Annotated in this window: 15 protein-coding genes and 1 tRNA gene; 9 read left to right on the top strand and 7 right to left on the bottom strand. The window is 41.8% G+C overall.

Features of this window, described 5'->3' with window-relative positions; all coding sequences use genetic code 11:
- Window positions 1-56: 56 nt before the first annotated feature.
- Genes hpf through rpsU form a run of 3 tightly spaced genes read right to left on the bottom strand, consistent with a single transcriptional unit; the run spans window position 57 to window position 1,529 of the window.
- Window positions 57-362, bottom strand: coding sequence for a ribosome hibernation-promoting factor, HPF/YfiA family (gene hpf, locus GL182_RS20420; RefSeq protein WP_163381651.1), 306 nt, complete (start codon window positions 360-362; stop codon window positions 57-59).
- A gap of 31 nt (window positions 363-393) precedes the next feature.
- Entirely contained in the window at window positions 394-1,278 is an 885-nt protein-coding gene (locus GL182_RS20415) for a tyrosine-type recombinase/integrase (protein ID WP_163381650.1), read from the bottom strand.
- Between the two features lie 56 nt (window positions 1,279-1,334).
- A complete protein-coding gene (gene rpsU, locus GL182_RS20410) occupies window positions 1,335-1,529 on the bottom strand; it encodes a 30S ribosomal protein S21 (protein ID WP_073095989.1) in 195 nt (64 codons plus the stop codon).
- Between the two features lie 157 nt (window positions 1,530-1,686).
- On the opposite strand from rpsU, the gene galE reads away from it, so the two are divergent.
- Together galE and GL182_RS20400 are read left to right on the top strand one after the other, a co-directional pair.
- Entirely contained in the window at window positions 1,687-2,712 is a 1,026-nt protein-coding gene (gene galE, locus GL182_RS20405; RefSeq protein ID WP_163381649.1) for a UDP-glucose 4-epimerase GalE, read from the top strand.
- Window positions 2,713-2,724: 12 nt separating this feature from the next.
- A complete protein-coding gene (locus GL182_RS20400; RefSeq protein WP_163381648.1) occupies window positions 2,725-5,004 on the top strand; it encodes a GH92 family glycosyl hydrolase in 2,280 nt (759 codons plus the stop codon).
- A 172-nt stretch (window positions 5,005-5,176) separates the two neighbouring features.
- On the opposite strand, the gene GL182_RS20395 is transcribed toward GL182_RS20400, so the two are convergent.
- From GL182_RS20395 to GL182_RS20380, 4 genes are all read right to left on the bottom strand, one after another.
- The gene (locus GL182_RS20395; RefSeq protein WP_163381647.1) at window positions 5,177-6,112 is read right to left on the bottom strand and encodes a hypothetical protein; all 936 of its coding nucleotides are present in this window, start codon (window positions 6,110-6,112) and stop codon (window positions 5,177-5,179) included.
- Between the two features lie 277 nt (window positions 6,113-6,389).
- Entirely contained in the window at window positions 6,390-8,915 is a 2,526-nt protein-coding gene (locus GL182_RS20390) for an ATP-dependent Clp protease ATP-binding subunit (RefSeq protein WP_163381646.1), read from the bottom strand.
- Window positions 8,916-8,999: 84 nt separating this feature from the next.
- Complete coding sequence (locus GL182_RS20385) at window positions 9,000-9,635, bottom strand: WbqC family protein (protein ID WP_163381645.1); 636 nt, start codon at window positions 9,633-9,635, stop codon at window positions 9,000-9,002.
- A 63-nt stretch (window positions 9,636-9,698) separates the two neighbouring features.
- On the bottom strand, window positions 9,699-10,328 hold the full coding sequence (locus GL182_RS20380) for an L-threonylcarbamoyladenylate synthase (protein ID WP_163381644.1): 630 nt from the start codon (window positions 10,326-10,328) through the stop codon (window positions 9,699-9,701).
- 217 nt (window positions 10,329-10,545) lie between these two features.
- Between GL182_RS20380 and mltG the strand changes: the two genes are divergently transcribed.
- From mltG to GL182_RS20345, 7 genes are all read left to right on the top strand, one after another.
- The gene (gene mltG / locus GL182_RS20375) at window positions 10,546-11,592 is read left to right on the top strand and encodes an endolytic transglycosylase MltG (RefSeq protein WP_163381643.1); all 1,047 of its coding nucleotides are present in this window, start codon (window positions 10,546-10,548) and stop codon (window positions 11,590-11,592) included.
- Window positions 11,592-12,020, top strand: a complete 429-nt coding sequence (locus GL182_RS20370) for an acyl-CoA thioesterase (protein WP_163381642.1) — start codon at window positions 11,592-11,594, stop codon at window positions 12,018-12,020. The genes mltG and GL182_RS20370 overlap by 1 nt, the downstream gene beginning before the upstream one ends.
- Window positions 12,017-12,967, top strand: coding sequence for a YihY/virulence factor BrkB family protein (locus GL182_RS20365; RefSeq protein ID WP_163381641.1), 951 nt, complete (start codon window positions 12,017-12,019; stop codon window positions 12,965-12,967). Before GL182_RS20370 ends, GL182_RS20365 begins: the two co-directional genes overlap by 4 nt.
- Window positions 12,968-13,137: 170 nt before the next feature.
- Window positions 13,138-13,222, top strand: a tRNA-Ser gene (locus tag GL182_RS20360).
- A gap of 239 nt (window positions 13,223-13,461) precedes the next feature.
- Complete coding sequence (locus GL182_RS20355) at window positions 13,462-14,712, top strand: site-specific integrase (protein ID WP_163381640.1); 1,251 nt, start codon at window positions 13,462-13,464, stop codon at window positions 14,710-14,712.
- Window positions 14,672-15,181: a hypothetical protein gene (locus tag GL182_RS20350; protein WP_163381639.1), complete on the top strand. Its 510-nt coding sequence runs from the start codon at window positions 14,672-14,674 to the stop codon at window positions 15,179-15,181. The genes GL182_RS20355 and GL182_RS20350 overlap by 41 nt, the downstream gene beginning before the upstream one ends.
- 57 nt (window positions 15,182-15,238) lie before the next feature.
- Entirely contained in the window at window positions 15,239-16,210 is a 972-nt protein-coding gene (locus GL182_RS20345; RefSeq protein WP_163381638.1) for a hypothetical protein, read from the top strand.
- Window positions 16,211-16,321 lie beyond the last annotated feature (111 nt).

Here is a 16,321-nt window from a genome sequence, read left to right as displayed (position 1 = left end):
AACGCATAAAAAAAGCTGCCCGGGGGCAGCTTTTAAGGTATTATAAAAGCGGGTTGCTATTGCTTGGCCAGTACCAGTTTTTCCTTGTATTTTTTGATCTGCCTTCTGAGTGCCTCTATAGAATCATCTGCAGCTGCTTCAAAGGAGTCGTTTTGGCTTTTCGCAAAAAGTTGTTTTCCGGGTACATTCAGTTTGATTTCCACGATCTTATTTTCACTTCTATCATTTTTATCCAGTCTCATAAAAACCTCTCCGTCAATGATCTGATCATAGTAAGTATCCAGTTTATCGGCCTTCTTCTGGATAAAGTTGATCAATTTCTGATCGGCGTCGAAATGAATTGAATGCATTTGTAATTTCATAATAATCAATGTTTAAAAGTTTGACTTTTATTTACGCTTTAGGATGTGCCTGTTCATACACAGCCTTAAGTTTCTCGATAGAATTATGGGTGTAAACCTGGGTAGCGGCAAGGCTTGAATGACCCAAAAGGTCTTTTACTGCATTGAGGTCAGCTCCTTTATTAAGCAAATGGGTGGCAAAAGTATGTCTCATTAAATGGGGACTCTTTTTGGTGGTCTGAACAAAAATTTCAAGGTATTTCCTGACAATCCGGTAAATCATCATAGGATAAGCTGCTCTCCTGTTTAATTTAACGATAAAATAATCATTTTCGTCTAATAATGAAAATGTTTCTTTAAATACTTTTTGATAGGAAATAATATTTTTTTGCAGCCCCAAGGAAATGGGAATGATTCGGTATTTCTTCCCTTTTCCCAATACTTTTATTTGAGCATTACCCAGGTCCACTGCATTCCATTTCAACCCGATCAATTCTGACAAACGCATCCCGGTGAGGTAAAGGATCTCCATGACCATGCGGTCACGCTGCCCTTCAAAGTCAGGGTTGAAATTGGCTTCCCGGAGTAAATCAACCATCTCTTTTTCCTGGATAAAGGCTGGAAGCTTTCTGCCCTTTTTGAGGGATTGAATTTTAAAAGTCGGGTCTCTGCTGATGATTTCGGATTTCAATAAAAACTTATAAAAAGACCGCAAGGTGGCCATTTTACGGTTAACGGTGGCTACCGAATGCCCCTCTTCAATCAGGTCTACCATCCAGGCCCTGATTTCGGCATGTTGTGCTTCCTCCGGATTTTCCATACCAAAAGCCGTGCGAAGGAAATCTATAAAGGTTTCCAAATCTCTTCGGTAGGCCAATACCGTATGTGGGCTGGCCCTTTTTTCGTTTTCCAGGAAGCTTATAAATGAAAAAAGCATATCGGTGATTTAATACACCAATATGCTCAATACTTTTATGAAAAAGAAAGGTTTTGTTATTTTCCTTCCTGTTCCTGCATCCTTTGTTTGTAGGCGGCTTTTATCACTTCTGTTCTTCTGGTAATAGAAGGCTTTTCGAAATGCTGCCTGCTTCTCAACTCCCGGATGACTCCGGTCTTGTCAAACTTCTTCTTGAAACGCTTCAGCGCTTTTTCGATTGATTCGTTCTCTTTTACGTTTACTACGATCATATAATACACCTCCTTTCAGCCTGCAAAGTTAAAAAAAGTAAATGATAATAAAAAGGATTCGTGCTTCATAAAGGAATACCAAATCCGGCAACTGATATTTACTTACTTTTTCGACAGGTTTATTTTTCACCGTATGGATTAAACTTTATCTTTGGTCATGGAAAAAATTTTAATCACCGGGGGTGCCGGTTACATCGGTTCCCACACTGCGGTAGCCTTGTATGAGGCCGGTTACCAGCCCATTATCATCGATGATTTTTCAAATTCTGAAAAAAGTGCCCTGGAAGGCCTTCAAAAAATAACCGGTAAAGAAACGCCTTGTTATATGGGGGACTGCAATGACCAGGAGCTGATAGAAAAAATATTTTCCGAGAATAAGTTGTCCGGTGTGATCCATTTTGCTGCCTATAAAGCGGTAGGTGAAAGTACCCAATTGCCACTGAAATACTACAAAAACAACATCAACTCCCTGCTGGTACTGTTGGAGACCATGGCAAAGCATGAAGTAGCCAACCTGGTTTTTTCCTCTTCCTGCACCGTATACGGACAACCCGACGAGCTTCCGGTCAAGGAAAGTACGCCGAGGAAGGATGCCGAAAGCCCTTATGGAAACACCAAAAAAATCTGTGAAGATATTTTGTCAGATCAGGTAAAAAGTAAGGCTGCCCTTTCGGCCATTGCCTTACGGTACTTCAACCCCATTGGCGCCCATGCTTCCTCCCATATAGGGGAGTTGCCCATTGGGGTACCTTCCAATCTGGTCCCTTTCGTCACCCAAACCGGAGCCGGCATACGAAAAGAATTGACGGTATTCGGTAATGATTACGATACCCCTGATGGCACCTGCATTCGGGACTATATCCATGTGATGGACCTGGCCGAAGCCCATGTAAAAGCCATCAGCTACCTGAAGGATCAAAAAGCCCCGTTTTATGATTGGTTAAACGTGGGAACAGGAAAAGGAAATACCGTCCTGGAAGTGATTGAGACCTTTGAAAAGGTGAGCGGCAAATCGCTCAACTATTCTGTGGGTCCGAGAAGACCCGGTGATGTGGTAAAGGTCTGGGCAGACACAGAAAAAATCAAGCAAGAATTAGGGTGGACGGCCCGCTTCGATCTGGAAGATGCCCTCAGAGACAGTTGGAACTGGCAATTGAAATTAGCAAGCCACTCCCCATCATAAAATTCAAATAACATGCGGTCCTCTACTTTCCGAATAGCCTTTCTTTTTTGTTTGCTTCCCCTTTTATCCTTTCAGGGCAAGCCAGATCCCCAGCCGGTGGACCTGGTTTATCCCATGCTGGATGCGGCCAACTCCCGTTGGTTTTATTTCAGCTCGGCCACCCGGCCATTTGGAATGGTCAACCTCAGCCCTGATCATGAAATAGACGGTGCATGGAATAGTGGATACCGGTATGATGCGGATACCATCAAAGGGTTTAGCCACATTCATGCCTGGCAGCTTTCCGGAGTTTCGGTGATGCCAGTAAGTTACACCGATGCCCCTGAAAAACTTATCGGAGATTACTATTCTGCCTACAGTCATGAAAAGGAAACCGTAAAAGCAGGGTACCATAAAGTCTTTTTAGACCGGTATGGCATAGAAGCGGAGCTTACTGCCAGTCACCGGGTAGGCATGCACCGGTACCGGTACCCCAAAGGGAATCAGGCCGGCATATTGTTTCACCTGGGAGGCAACCTGGGGCCCAGTGCCATGGTGGATGGGCAGCTAAAACAAACAGGAAAAAGAAAATTGGAGGGACAAGTCACCAATTCTCCCACCTCGAGAAGACCCAAGCCCATTACAGTCCACTTTCAGGTAGAATTTGACCAGGATATTGAAAGTTTGACCAGCCACGATAGCATGCCCCATATCATTGTAGGATTTGGGGAAAGCCAGGGAAAACTTTTGCAAATGAAAGTAAGCCTCTCCTATACCCATCCGGATAATGCTACTGAAAATATGATGACCGAGCTTCCCCATTGGGATTTTGATCGGGTGGCAGCAGACACACGGGAAGTTTGGAATGATTTACTGAGCAGGATTGAAATCGAAGGCAATACCGAAACCCAGCAAAAAAGGTTCTATACCGACCTCTGGAAAGCCCTGCAGGGCCGCAGGACCATTAGCGATGTCAACGGGGCTTATCCGGACCATACCGGGGATACGTTTCGGATTGGGCAGCTGCCTCTGAATGATGAAGGAAAACCGCTATTCAGACATTTTAATTCAGATTCTTTCTGGGGCGCCCAATGGACCATTGCTGTTTTATGGGCCCTGGTCTATCCCGATATCGCTGAGGAGTTTGCCAACAGCTTTATCCAATACTACAAGGATGGTGGGCTGATACCCAGAGGACCTTCAGGCGGTAACTATACCTATGTGATGACAGGTGCCTCTTCTACCCCCTTCTTTGTAGGCTTGTACCAAAAGGGCATACGGAACTTCGATATGGCGACTGCTTACGAAGGATTAAAGAAAAACCACCTGCCTGGGGGGATGATGAGTAAATCCGGTTATGAACACCAAACGGCCAATGGTGGCAATGTGGAAGATTATATAAGTAAGGGATATGTACCCTACCCTAACCCCAAAGGCAGGTTTGGAGGACATGAGCAAGGGGCTGGCCAAACGCTTGAATACAGCTTCCAGGATTGGACCCTGGCCCAGCTTTCCAGGGCTTTGGGTAAACAAGCAGATGAAGCATTGTTTTTGAGTCGGTCAGCACACTATAAAAATGTCTATGATGCCCAATCCGGCTGGATGCGACCTAAAGATGAGAATGGACGTTGGATGGATCCTTACGATCCTTATGACTATGGGAAGGGTTTTGTAGAAGCCAATGGGGCTCAATTTACCTGGTTTGTACCCCATGACCTACCGGGACTGGCCGACTTAATGGGAGGCAAAGAAAAGGCTGCTGCCAAACTCAACCGGCAGTTTGAAGAGGCGGAAAAACTGGGTTTCACTTCGGGAACTTCCCATGCGGTAGAAACCCATCCAGAGTACCGCAGGATACCGGTAAACTATGGAAACCAACCTTCCATGCAAATGGCTTATGTTTTCAATTACCTGGGTCGGCCGGATTTGACCCAGTATTGGAGCAGAAAAGTGTTGGACAAGGCCTTTTCAGCTTTGACCCCTCATTTGGGGTATAATGGTGATGAGGACCAGGGCTTGATGGGATCTTTGGCCGTGCTGATGAAGCTGGGGATTTTTCAAATGAATGCGGGAACCGAGGAAAACCCCCTATATGAACTGGGAAGTCCCATATTTGATAAAGCGGTGATCCGGTTGCACCCGGATTATTATACCGGGGAAACCTTTACCATCCAAGCCGCAAATAACCGGCCCGACCATTTCTACATCAAAAGTAAAGCTTTCAATGGGGCCGAAGTAAAAGGCATAGGCATCCGCCATGAAGCATTGGTAAATGGGGGTATATTGCAATTAGAAATGGGGACTGAGCCCTAAAACCTGAATACCAGAAAGACACATCCTGAAACCCGCAAACGTGACAGGTTTTCATAACCATTCATTCATCAAAAAACTATGTGAAGGTGAAACCTGAGAGGTTTTAACCTTTCTGTCCTGTCCAGCTCATGGAATAGGAATTTCTTCACCAGCCTATCATTGACAGCCTGGATCAATCTGGTTTCAGGACTTTATCATAGCGATAAAGTACCGGTTCCACCCGTAATTTTTTTTCACTCAGGGTAAAATAGGCTTGCCCATCAGGAGTAAATGCAATGGCCTCCCCTTGTGGTTCAGGCTCATAAGGCAATAACCTGGGCTGGCGTTGCAGCGTCTCTGCAAGGGTTTCGCCAGGGTTACGGCTCCAGTAATAGACCACCCAATAGTTTTTGATAACTACTTGTGTCCCATCTGCAGAGATGTCACCTCCCACCGATAGGGTGATGGGCAGGCGCATCACTTCTTCCATGGTTACGCTATTGCCATCTATCAAATGGGCGGCATCCACTTTATACAAGGTATTACTGGCGTCTCTTTTGGTCAGAATATACAAGTCACCTGACCAGGGGTCCAGGAGCATGGTTTCGGCATCCTTGCTCCCGTCAGGATAGGTTAGTGTAATTTTTTCGGGAACCATAGGAAGGCTTTCCTCGAAGGTCAGGTCTTTTGGTTCGGGAATTCTATAAATGATCAACTCCTCGTGCTTGCTGAAATTATCACCAATGTCGCCAATATACAGGTAGGACTCCCCGGCTACCGGACCCGGTCCAATGGCCATATCCTCCCAGTCCCTGTTCCTTATCCCTTCCAGAAGAATGGTGCCAAGGTATTGACCCAGGGTATCCAATACATAAATTTCTGGTGCACCATCGCTGTCGTTATGAACAAATATACGTCCAGGATACTTTTGGGAAAGGGCCATTCCGCTGGTTTCATCAATAAACCTTTGTTCTATCTGGCTGATTTTCCTGGGGCCAGAAAAAATGGTGTATTCTACCTGGGGATTGATTCTCACATCATACTTTTTTTGCAGCTTTTCAGAAAGCAAAAATGGAATAATGGAAAAAAGGAATAAAAGCTTCAGGAGCATTTCAATAAAAAAACTCATATCAGCATGAATTTAATGCAAATATTATCATCCAATAAAGTCAATATGACAAGATCCCAAATAAGGACTCAGACATACAAATATACCTTTTTGTATTTTGAATAAAAATTAATGCGTTTAAAATATTATGACTGAGACTACTACCGGTATAGAACAAAGACCGGTTGATGGTCAGCAGCCATGGGAGAATTAAAGCAAATTTTGTTCCTAAAAATAAAAGGGTGGAAAATAATGCCACCCTTCTAATATTTAATTTTCAAATGAAGTCCGATTGGTATCAATCAGCTTTTTCTTTCTTGGTTACCCGTATGTCCAGGGCATCACCACTACCCGGATAATCAGCAATGATAACATCTCCATCAGATAGTTCCCCTTTCAGAATTTCTTCAGCCAAGGCATCTTCCAGGTATTTCTGGATGGCCCTGTTGAGCGGTCTGGCACCATATTGCTTGTCATAACCTTTTTCGGAAAGGAAATCCTTGGCTTCATCTGTCAGCTCAATGACATATCCCAAATCGGTAATTCTGGCGAACAACTTTTTCAGATTGATGTCTATGATCTGATGGATATGGTCTTTGGTAAGGGAATTGAATATCACCACATCGTCCAGTCTGTTCAGAAATTCCGGACTAAAGGCTTTCTTCAACGCATTTTGAATGGTCGATTTCATCACCTCGTCCATGTTTTCTTCCTTGGCTTTGGAGGCAAATCCTATACCGGCACCGAAATCTTTCAGATCCCTGACCCCAATATTGGAAGTCATGATGATGATGGTATTTCTAAAATCAACCCTGCGTCCCAGTCCGTCTGTAAGAACCCCATCATCCAGAACCTGGAGCAGGATATTGAAGACATCAGGGTGCGCTTTTTCTATCTCATCCAGCAGCACCACAGAATAAGGTTTTCTCCTTACCTTTTCCGTCAGCTGCCCGCCTTCTTCGTATCCCACATAACCAGGAGGAGCTCCTACCAATCTGGAAACAGAGAATTTTTCCATGTATTCCGACATGTCAATGCGGATCAGGGCATCTTCCTTGTCAAACAGGTAGATGGCCAGCATCTTGGCCAATTCTGTCTTACCAACCCCGGTAGGTCCAAGGAACACAAAGGAACCAATGGGTTTTTTGGGATCCTTTAAGCCTACTCTCGTTCTTTGAATGGCTTTGGTCAATTTTTTGATGGCTTCATCCTGTCCCACCACTTTGCCTTTCAGCTCTTCTCCCATATTAAGGAGCTTAGCACCTTCATTCTGGGCAATTCTTCTGGCAGGAATACCGGTCATCATGGCTATCACTTCAGCTACATTGTCCTCTTCTACGGTATACCTCTTGGTCTTGCTGTCTTCTTCCCACTTGGCTTTCGCATTCTCCAGTTGTTCCAGAAGCTTCTTCTCCTTATCCCTAAGCTGTGCTGCTTCTTCGTATTTCTGGCTTTTGACCACGCGGTTTTTCTCCACTTTGATCTTTTCTACCTCTTCCTCCAGTTTAAGGATATTCTCAGGCACATGGATATTGTTGATATGCACCCTTGCTCCGGCTTCATCCAGGATATCGATGGCCTTGTCAGGCAAAAACCGGTCTGAAATATACCTGTCAGACAGGTTTACACAGGCCTGAATGGCCTCGGGAGTATAGTTCACATTGTGATGATCCTCGTATTTATCCTTGATGTTCTCAAGGATCTGAACCGTTTCTTCCGGTGAGGTGGCATCCACCATCACCATTTGGAACCTCCTTGCCAGGGCACCATCTTTTTCAATGTACTGCCTGTACTCATCCAGGGTAGTGGCTCCGATACATTGTATTTCTCCCCTGGCCAATGCCGGTTTGAACATATTGGAAGCATCAAGTGACCCGCTTGCCCCTCCTGCTCCTACGATGGTATGCAACTCATCAATAAACAGGATGACATTGGGTGACTTCTCCAATTCGTTCATCACCGCCTTCATGCGTTCTTCGAACTGACCACGGTATTTGGTACCCGCCACCAGGGATGCGAGATCTAAAGTGACCACTCTCTTATTAAACAGCACCCTGGAAACTTTCTTTTGGATAATCCTCAGGGCCAAACCTTCTGCAATGGCGGTCTTACCCACCCCAGGTTCACCAATAAGTATGGGATTGTTTTTCTTCCTTCTGGAAAGAATCTGTGCCACTCTTTCAATTTCCTTTTCCCTGCCGATAATAGGATCCAATTTATCATCTTCCGCCATGCGGGTAAGGTCTCTCCCAAAATTATCCAGTACAGGTGTTCTTGATTTCTCCGCACTGCCTTTGGATGAACTTGAAGATCCACCGGAGGCACCAAACAATTTGGATCCTTCTTCATCGGAATCATCTGCTTCAGTTCCTGATCTGGGAGATTGGTCCGTTTGAAATTCCAGCATTTCTTTAACAGAGTCATAGGTAGCATCAAATTTTTGCAATATTTGAGTGGCTATATTGTCCTCATCTCTTAAGATAGATAGCAATAAATGCTCCGTGCCAATCAACTGGCTTTTGAATATTTTAGCCTCCAGATAGGTAATCTTTAATACTTTCTCAGACTGTCTGGTCAAAGGGATATTGGCCAGATTTTTAACGTTGTGATTGGCTGTACCTTTCACTGCCCTCTCCACAGAATTTCTCAATTCATCCAAAGGAACGCCAAGCTTTTTAAGAATGGAAACAGCCACCCCCTCACCTTCACGGATCATTCCTAACAAGAGGTGCTCTGTACCGATGTAATCATGACCCAATCGCAAAGCTTCTTCGCGACTGAGGGAGATCACCTCTTTAACTCTGTTTGAAAATTTTGCTTCCATTATATCCTTTGTTATGGTATTATTTCGAATATTTGATAAATGTTATCAAATTTGTTTTAAAAACACAATACTTTTACATATTGTTCAATTACTTTTTTCTGATCGGTTTAAAATGGTTTCAGCCATTGGCCCTTCACAGAACAACAAATCCACAATAGACAAGTTAGGAACAAAGTTTAAGCCAAATATTTGCTGATAAGTTTGAGGGACGTAGATTTTATCCCTGTCAATCAGCCTTTTGGGATGAATCAGCCCCCTAATATCCCTGTCCGAGGCATTCATATCTTTTTCTTCTCTGACCTGTAACCTGACATTCCGAGCCAGAAATTTAAGACAAAGTGTCAGTAGTTCCCGGTTCAAGTCGATCAGAAAAGCATGCTTTCGTAAATATACATGCTCCAGGTCAGAATAAAAATATTCGAAAAAAGGTGCCTTGCCATAAGCGCTTTGGAGCCCCCTTAAATGAACATTCAACCATTTTTGATTGTAATCTATTCTGAGGTCCCTGATTACCTGCTTTTTTCTTATTCCGAATACCGGAACGCTCAATACTTCTTTCTTATTTGCCAGCAATACTTCCGCTTTATTTACATAGGATTGCCTCACTATCGGTGTATCTGATGGAATGATCAATTCCTTACATGCTTTTATGGCCACAAAATAAGACAAGGGCGGCAAATAGAGTGAATCAGAAACAACTACCGGAAAGTTTTTCTTCATTTTCTCCCTTTTGCTGTAAGTTAGGCCTTAGAAATTGTTCAGACAAAAGAAAACTGATTTTCCTCAAATAATTTCATTTACCTCACCTAAGCCCTCTCTCAATACTTCAATTTGATCGCCAGTACAGTCAACGACGGTAGAGGCTACATTGTTACCATAACCCCCGTCAATTACTATGTCCACCAGGTCTTTAAACTTTTCATAAATCAATTCCGGGTCTGTACTGTATTCAATCACATCATCCTCATCCCGAATGGAAGTGGTCAGTATAGGCTGACCCAGTTCTCTCACCAGGGTACGTGGAATGCTGTGATCAGGGACCCGTATACCTACTGTTTTCTTCTTGTTATTCAGCATTTTAGGCACCTTGTTGTTGGCATCTAAAATAAAGGTAAAGGGGCCGGGCAAAGCTTTCTTCATCATTTTAAAAACCGGCGTGCTCAAAGCCCTGGTATATTCAGAGATATTGCTGAGGTCATAGCATATAAACGAAAAATTTTGCTTTTTGGGTTTAACTCCCTTTATCAAACTTATTCTTTCTATGGCTTTCTGGTTAAAAATATCGCACCCCATTCCATAAATGGTGTCAGTTGGATAAATGATTACCCCACCCTGTCGCAGGACATCCACTACCTGTTGTATTCTTCTGGGGTCAGGATTTTCAGGATAAATTTTTATAAATGCCGCTGCCATTTTAAAATAAACTAAGAGGGAATCCCCTTTTTTATGGATTAACTATTTTTAAATTAAATCAATTAATCAGCAAAATGAAAGCCACAGCCCCTTTTTAAGCCGATTTTATTTTTCCTAAAACCAAGTACCTGATTAAATAGTATATTTGTAACAAAATCAGGAGTCCAATACCAGGTCAAGGCTTGGTCTGTTATAAGTTTGAAATGTAATAAAAAATATGCTTACGGATAAAAAAAAGAAATATTTACTGGTAGGGTTGGTGGCATTTTCCGTTTTGCTCACTTCGTTGAGCTTTTATTTTTATCAGGCTTTTTTCTCTCCCAACACCATGGTAGACAGGGAGGAACCTGAAGTTTTGGAAATTTATTCGGGAAGTTCTTTCAGTCAGGTATTGGATAGTTTGATTGCCAAAGACATCATCAATGAAGTAGTGACATTCAGTTTTGTTGCCAAAATAATGAAGTACCAGGAAGCAGTCAAACCGGGACGTTTTACCATTCAGCCGAAAATGTCCAACCGCGAATTGGTGACTTTGCTCCGCTCGGGACGACAAAGTCCCGTCAACATCACTTTCAATAATATCCGGTTTCCTGAAGAGCTGGCGGAAAAAATAACTTCTAATCTGGAAATGGACAAATCCTCTTTTCTGGCATTACTTGAGGATAAGGAGTTTATTGAGAAATATGGCTTTGACTCCAGGAATATCATGGCCATGTTTATTCCCAATACCTATGAAGTCTATTGGAACCTAAGCCCTATGGATTTGTTTGAACGCATGTACCGGGAATATGAGAAATTCTGGACTGCCGAAAGAAATGAAAAGGCCGATAAACTGCAAATGAGCCCAATGGAAGTGGCCACCCTGGCTTCCATTGTTCAGGCTGAGACGAACAAATCCGATGAAAGACCACTTGTAGCAGGTGTATATATCAATCGGCTGGAAAGAAATATCCCTTTACAAGCCGATCCCACCCTGCTTTACGCTTTGGGCGACTTCAGCATCAGGAGGGTACTCAACGTGCACAAAGAGGTAGAAAGCCCCTACAACACCTATAAATATGCCGGACTTCCTCCCGGCCCTATTAATTTGCCGGAAATCAGTTCCCTGGAAGCTGTATTGAATTACACCGACCACAATTACATTTATTTCTGCGCCAAAGCTGATTTTTCAGGATACCATGCTTTTGCCACCAACCTGAGGGATCACATGAACAACGCCAGAAAATACCAAAATGCCTTAAATGCTTCGAAAATCTATAAGTAATGTTTACATACGAACACAAACTTAGGGTAAGGTACGCAGAAACAGATCAAATGGGATATGTTTACTATGGGAATTATGCCGCCTATTATGAAGTGGCCAGAGTAGAGGCACTGCGCAGCGTGGGATTTTCCTATAAGGAAATGGAAGCGAACGGCATCATGATGCCGGTGCTGGAAAACCACAGCCAGTTTTTACTGCCTGGTAAGTATGACGAGCTATTGACCATCAGGGTTAGCATCAGGGAAATGCCTGGTATTAGAATTCGTTTTCATTATGAGATATTTTCAGAGGCCGGTCCACTGATCCATGAAGGGGAAACCCTGCTGACCTTCCTGAAAACGGATACCCACAAGCCTTGCCGGCCTCCCCAAAAATTCATGACCCTTATCCGTCCTTATTTTGAACCTTCTCCTAATACATCGATGTGAAAAAGTGGGTAAATCATCTTATCGACAGGTTACATGATCAGGCTTTGCGGCTTAAACCCGTTCACTTTGGTAATCCTGATCAAAACCTCTACGATGTTGGCAAAATATTCCTGCACCACATTCAGAAAGATGATGTATTTGAAAGGGCCAGTGCCATGGCTTTTAACTTCACAGTGGCCATGTTTCCCTTGTTGCTATTTTTGTTAAATACCATACCCTTTATCCAATTTTTCATTCCTGAGGTAACCACGGCCAATATCCTGATATTTGTCCGGGATATTTTGCCTGACAACATTTACAATGAGGCTGCTCCTACGATCATGGATATCGTCAGTAAGCCCAGGCAGAGTTTGTTGTCCCTGGGTTTTTTCCTGGCCTTGTACCTTTCTACCAATGGGGTGATATCCATGATGAATGCTTTTAATGCGGTGTACCGGACGCGGGAAAATCGTGGTTTCTTTCGCACCCGCCTGGTGGCCGTCAGTATTGTGGTGGTATTGGTATTAAGTATTTGCGGGGCCGTATTGGTAATGCTGGTGGGAAGCAACCTGTTGTACCGCTTTTCGGAGTTTGACTTTGTCAGCAATTCCATCTATTATTACTCGCTTGCTTCATTCAGGTTTTTCGTCCTTTTGATACTTTTTATCATAACCACAGCCTATATTTTCCGTTTTGCACCTGCTGTACATGACAAGTGGAAGTTTTTTTCAACCGGCTCTGTGGTTGCCGGTACATTAATCACGCTGGGGTTTTTTCTATTTACTTTTTACCTCAACAATTTTTCTACCTACAACAAACTCTATGGTTCGATCGGAACGATGATAGCGGTGATGTTGTGGTTATGGATAACTTCAATTTTGGTATTGGTAGGATTTGAGATTAATGTAAGCCTGGACAAGGCCCGTGACAGAAAACAGCGAAAAAAGCAGGTCGTTCAAAACCAATAAATTAGCGGCATTTGATTTTTTTTACCGCCCATAGATTTGAATTAATTGGAATTAGGTCTACCTTTGCAAACCGAAACACATCAAAGCATTGAATTTAAGGTGCGGAAGATTACCGAATAAGGAGGAGTATTTCTTTTGTAGGTAGTCGTTTGTTTCAAAAAAGGATAAAAAGAGGAGTGGCAGAGTGGTCGAATGCGGCGGTCTTGAAAACCGTTGAACCGCGAGGTTCCGGGGGTTCGAATCCCTCCTCCTCTGCTTTTAGTCAATCAAATGTTTCGAAAAGCCCCTAATTTTAGCGATTAGGGGCTTTTTTTATTTTGTATCCCCCCAATCTTACTTACTATTTTCCTATTTTTTGCGGAATAATCGAGACCCATTGATTTTTCCATCGAGACCTATTTTTGGATTGGTGATCTTTTTGGTGATTGTGGAAAATCACTGGTTTTGACATCATACGGAGTCTAATTTTGTGCTGTAGACCAAAGCAAACTCTTATGGATGTTCCTGTTTTAAACTTCTGGCTGAATAAGAAAAAACTTAACAAGAAAGGACTTGCACCAATTTACCTTCGAATCACCCTTAACGGAACCAGGACTGAGGTAAGTTCAAAGATTGCTATTGATCCCAAAAAATGGGATGAAAGAAGTAGCAGAGTTAAAGGAAAGGATCCTCTGGATATCAGGAAAAACAAGCAGCTGAATGAATTGACAACAAAGGTCTATCAGGCACTCGATGAGCTCCAGCAACACCGGTTTAATATAAATGCATCCAACCTTAAGCTGGCCATGAATGGAGAGCTGTTTCAGAAGGTAAAACTCCTGGACTGCTATAGTCTCTTCATTGACAACCTAAAGGCAAGAGTTGGGTCAGATTATTCCGAAGCTTCATTGGAAGTCCACAGTATCACCTTCCAGCAGATAAAAGATTTTTTAATCAGCATCAATATGGAAAACCTGGCCTTGGATGATTTTGGGAATGTATTTTTTCAAAAATTGGAGTTTTATCTCAAAAAGGTCAAGGGTAACAAGCACAACACGGTTTACAAAAAAATCGAACGTGTCAAGGGAATGCTAAAATGGGCCTTTGACATGGAGTATGCCAGCAAGGATTTGAGCAGAAAATTTAAAATTAAAAAACAGCGGAAAGAAATCATTTTCCTCACGACCGAGGAACTCGAAAGGATAAAGGAGATTGATTCCGTGGAAAGGTTAAATGTGATCCGGGATACTTTCCTTTTCTTGTGTTATACCGGCTTGGGCTTTCGAGAGATTGCAGGATTGAAAGAAGAGCACTTAACAAGAAACATTCATGGTGGATATAGCCTGGTTTTGACGAGGCATAAAACACAAAAGAACATACCAGAAACCCCATTGCTTCCCCAGGCACTTGAATTGATCCAGAAATATGAAAAACACCCTGTTAGATTAAACCAAGGAAAACTATTGCCTGTGCTCTCCAACCAAAAATTCAATGCCTACTTGAAAGAGATAGGGGTATTGGCAAAAATTGAAAAGCCGATTACCACCCACGTGGGACGGAGGACCTTTGCCACAACCATTGCACTCAAGAACGGCATGAGCATGGAAGTCTTGAGTAAAACCCTAGGCCATAGCAATATGAGGATTACCCAGGAATGTTATGCGGAATTACAGAATGAAAGAATTAGGGAAGAGTTTGAAAAAATTTCAGAAAAATTAAAAATAAGTGAAGGATCAGTCATCGATATTCAGAAAAACGCTAATTAGTTTTCAAGGAATTGAAGTTCCTGTAACTATTTGGACTTTTGACCATGAGCTAAATGCGATAAAAGGAAGCCCAAAAAACACAGATTTTTTAAGGTTAACCTCTTCACCGTGTACAGTAATGGAAGTTAATATTAAAAGGGTAGAAAAAATTGAGCCCTTGAATGAGATCCGGCATAAACGTAGTCCAAGCTTGACTCACGCAGAGCGTTTCATTCATCAGCCCAGTTACTATTTTCGCGATTATTCATGCATTCCTCATCCATTTTCGGTGGAAAATTGCTTGCTTGCATTTAAGAAAAAAAACGAGAAGAGTTTGGTTTTTAAATTCCCTGATAATCGAATTATGGCTGAAGATCTGTTTTTGACATCAATTTCATTATATAAGGAAATTATTCCTACCTCTGAAAAACTTTTACGGAACATTCCATCCCGGAAATTATTTTTTGCTGAATTTCTCGTTTCCAAATAAAAATTTACCTTGCATGCCAAATTACATTTTGTGACCATTTTTAAAAGAATTACCAAAATGAAATACGAGGATTTGGTGAGTCAACTTGAAAAAGTGAGAATAGGTAAAACAGTGGAAGACCTTATTGATTATGGTACTGATGCATTAACAGATGATTGGGTTAAAAACAAATTTGACGATTGGGAGAGAAAAATAAGTGACTTGCTCGATAGAATCCAATCAGTTAAAGCTGAGTTGGAAAATTCTATATGCTGTAAATCTACATTATTAACTAATTCCGAGAAGTCGAACCTTAAAAATCAAAGTGCTGATCACCTGCCCCAATTTGAATATAAATCATTTTCCGAAGATCTTTTTTTTGATCCTTTCGGAAATTCCAATGACCAGTTTAGTGATTTTCTTGAATCGGGAAAGGTATTTTTTCTAAAATGGGAAGATGAGAAAACAACAAAAATTGAAGTGGAACAGGGCTTAAAAAGTTTCCAGAAACAATTGGATTCCTTTCCTTATTTAAAATGGTTGGATGAACAAATGGAAAATACCAGAAAGTGTAGCGATTTTTATGATTCCAATAAAGATAAAGAACCTTTTGTTTTAGGTAAAAATCTTGATACTATTCCATTTTTTGGCAATCAAGATTCGTTTATGACTTTTATGTATTTAATGACTGAAGGCGATTTTTTTCTGGCGGGGAAGCATACTGATAGAGAAATATTGAAACAGCATTATTTAGATAGGAATAGAAGAAATGAATTTGAAAATTTCGCCACTATTACAAAAAAGGAATTTTCTCAACTTTGTGCAAGATACTTTCACTCAATTGAGTTGGTCCCTGAAAAAAATAACCTGGATCAAATTCAAAAGAAATTCTTCAATCCTAAAGCTCTAATAAGAAATATGAATAAATCCACTGGAAAAGAATTAGATACTAAAACGCTCAATGAATTGATTTCTAGATTTTCCCAGATTATTAAAAATTTGGAAGGCTTTAAAAATGAAAAAGAACATTATAACAAGAAATTTAAATAGTAAAATTACTAATTTTTTTTACTTGTAAGCCGGAAATTGTTTCCGGTTTTTTTTTGCTCAACTAATCACCAAAATCCCCACCAAAGATTTCTTTTTGCTCTTTTTGTTTTG

Origin of the sequence: Cyclobacterium sp. SYSU L10401 (genome assembly GCF_010993705.1) — a bacterium.
Lineage (GTDB): Bacteria > Bacteroidota > Bacteroidia > Cytophagales > Cyclobacteriaceae > Cyclobacterium.
This window is presented reverse-complemented; position numbering and strand designations above follow the sequence as displayed.

Bases quoted from the DNA above. Each gene is read 5' to 3' on its own strand.
- hpf (WP_163381651.1), bottom strand. From the start codon at position 362: ATGAAATTACAAATGCATTCAATTCATTTCGACGCCGATCAGAAATTG.
- GL182_RS20415 (WP_163381650.1), bottom strand. From the start codon at position 1,278: ATGCTTTTTTCATTTATAAGCTTCCTGGAAAACGAAAAAAGGGCCAGC.
- rpsU (WP_073095989.1), bottom strand. From the start codon at position 1,529: ATGATCGTAGTAAACGTAAAAGAGAACGAATCAATCGAAAAAGCGCTG.
- galE (WP_163381649.1), top strand. From the start codon at position 1,687: ATGGAAAAAATTTTAATCACCGGGGGTGCCGGTTACATCGGTTCCCAC.
- GL182_RS20400 (WP_163381648.1), top strand. From the start codon at position 2,725: ATGCGGTCCTCTACTTTCCGAATAGCCTTTCTTTTTTGTTTGCTTCCC.
- GL182_RS20395 (WP_163381647.1), bottom strand. From the start codon at position 6,112: ATGAGTTTTTTTATTGAAATGCTCCTGAAGCTTTTATTCCTTTTTTCC.
- GL182_RS20390 (WP_163381646.1), bottom strand. From the start codon at position 8,915: ATGGAAGCAAAATTTTCAAACAGAGTTAAAGAGGTGATCTCCCTCAGT.
- GL182_RS20385 (WP_163381645.1), bottom strand. From the start codon at position 9,635: ATGAAGAAAAACTTTCCGGTAGTTGTTTCTGATTCACTCTATTTGCCG.
- GL182_RS20380 (WP_163381644.1), bottom strand. From the start codon at position 10,328: ATGGCAGCGGCATTTATAAAAATTTATCCTGAAAATCCTGACCCCAGA.
- mltG (WP_163381643.1), top strand. From the start codon at position 10,546: ATGCTTACGGATAAAAAAAAGAAATATTTACTGGTAGGGTTGGTGGCA.
- GL182_RS20370 (WP_163381642.1), top strand. From the start codon at position 11,592: ATGTTTACATACGAACACAAACTTAGGGTAAGGTACGCAGAAACAGAT.
- GL182_RS20355 (WP_163381640.1), top strand. From the start codon at position 13,462: ATGGATGTTCCTGTTTTAAACTTCTGGCTGAATAAGAAAAAACTTAAC.
- GL182_RS20345 (WP_163381638.1), top strand. From the start codon at position 15,239: ATGAAATACGAGGATTTGGTGAGTCAACTTGAAAAAGTGAGAATAGGT.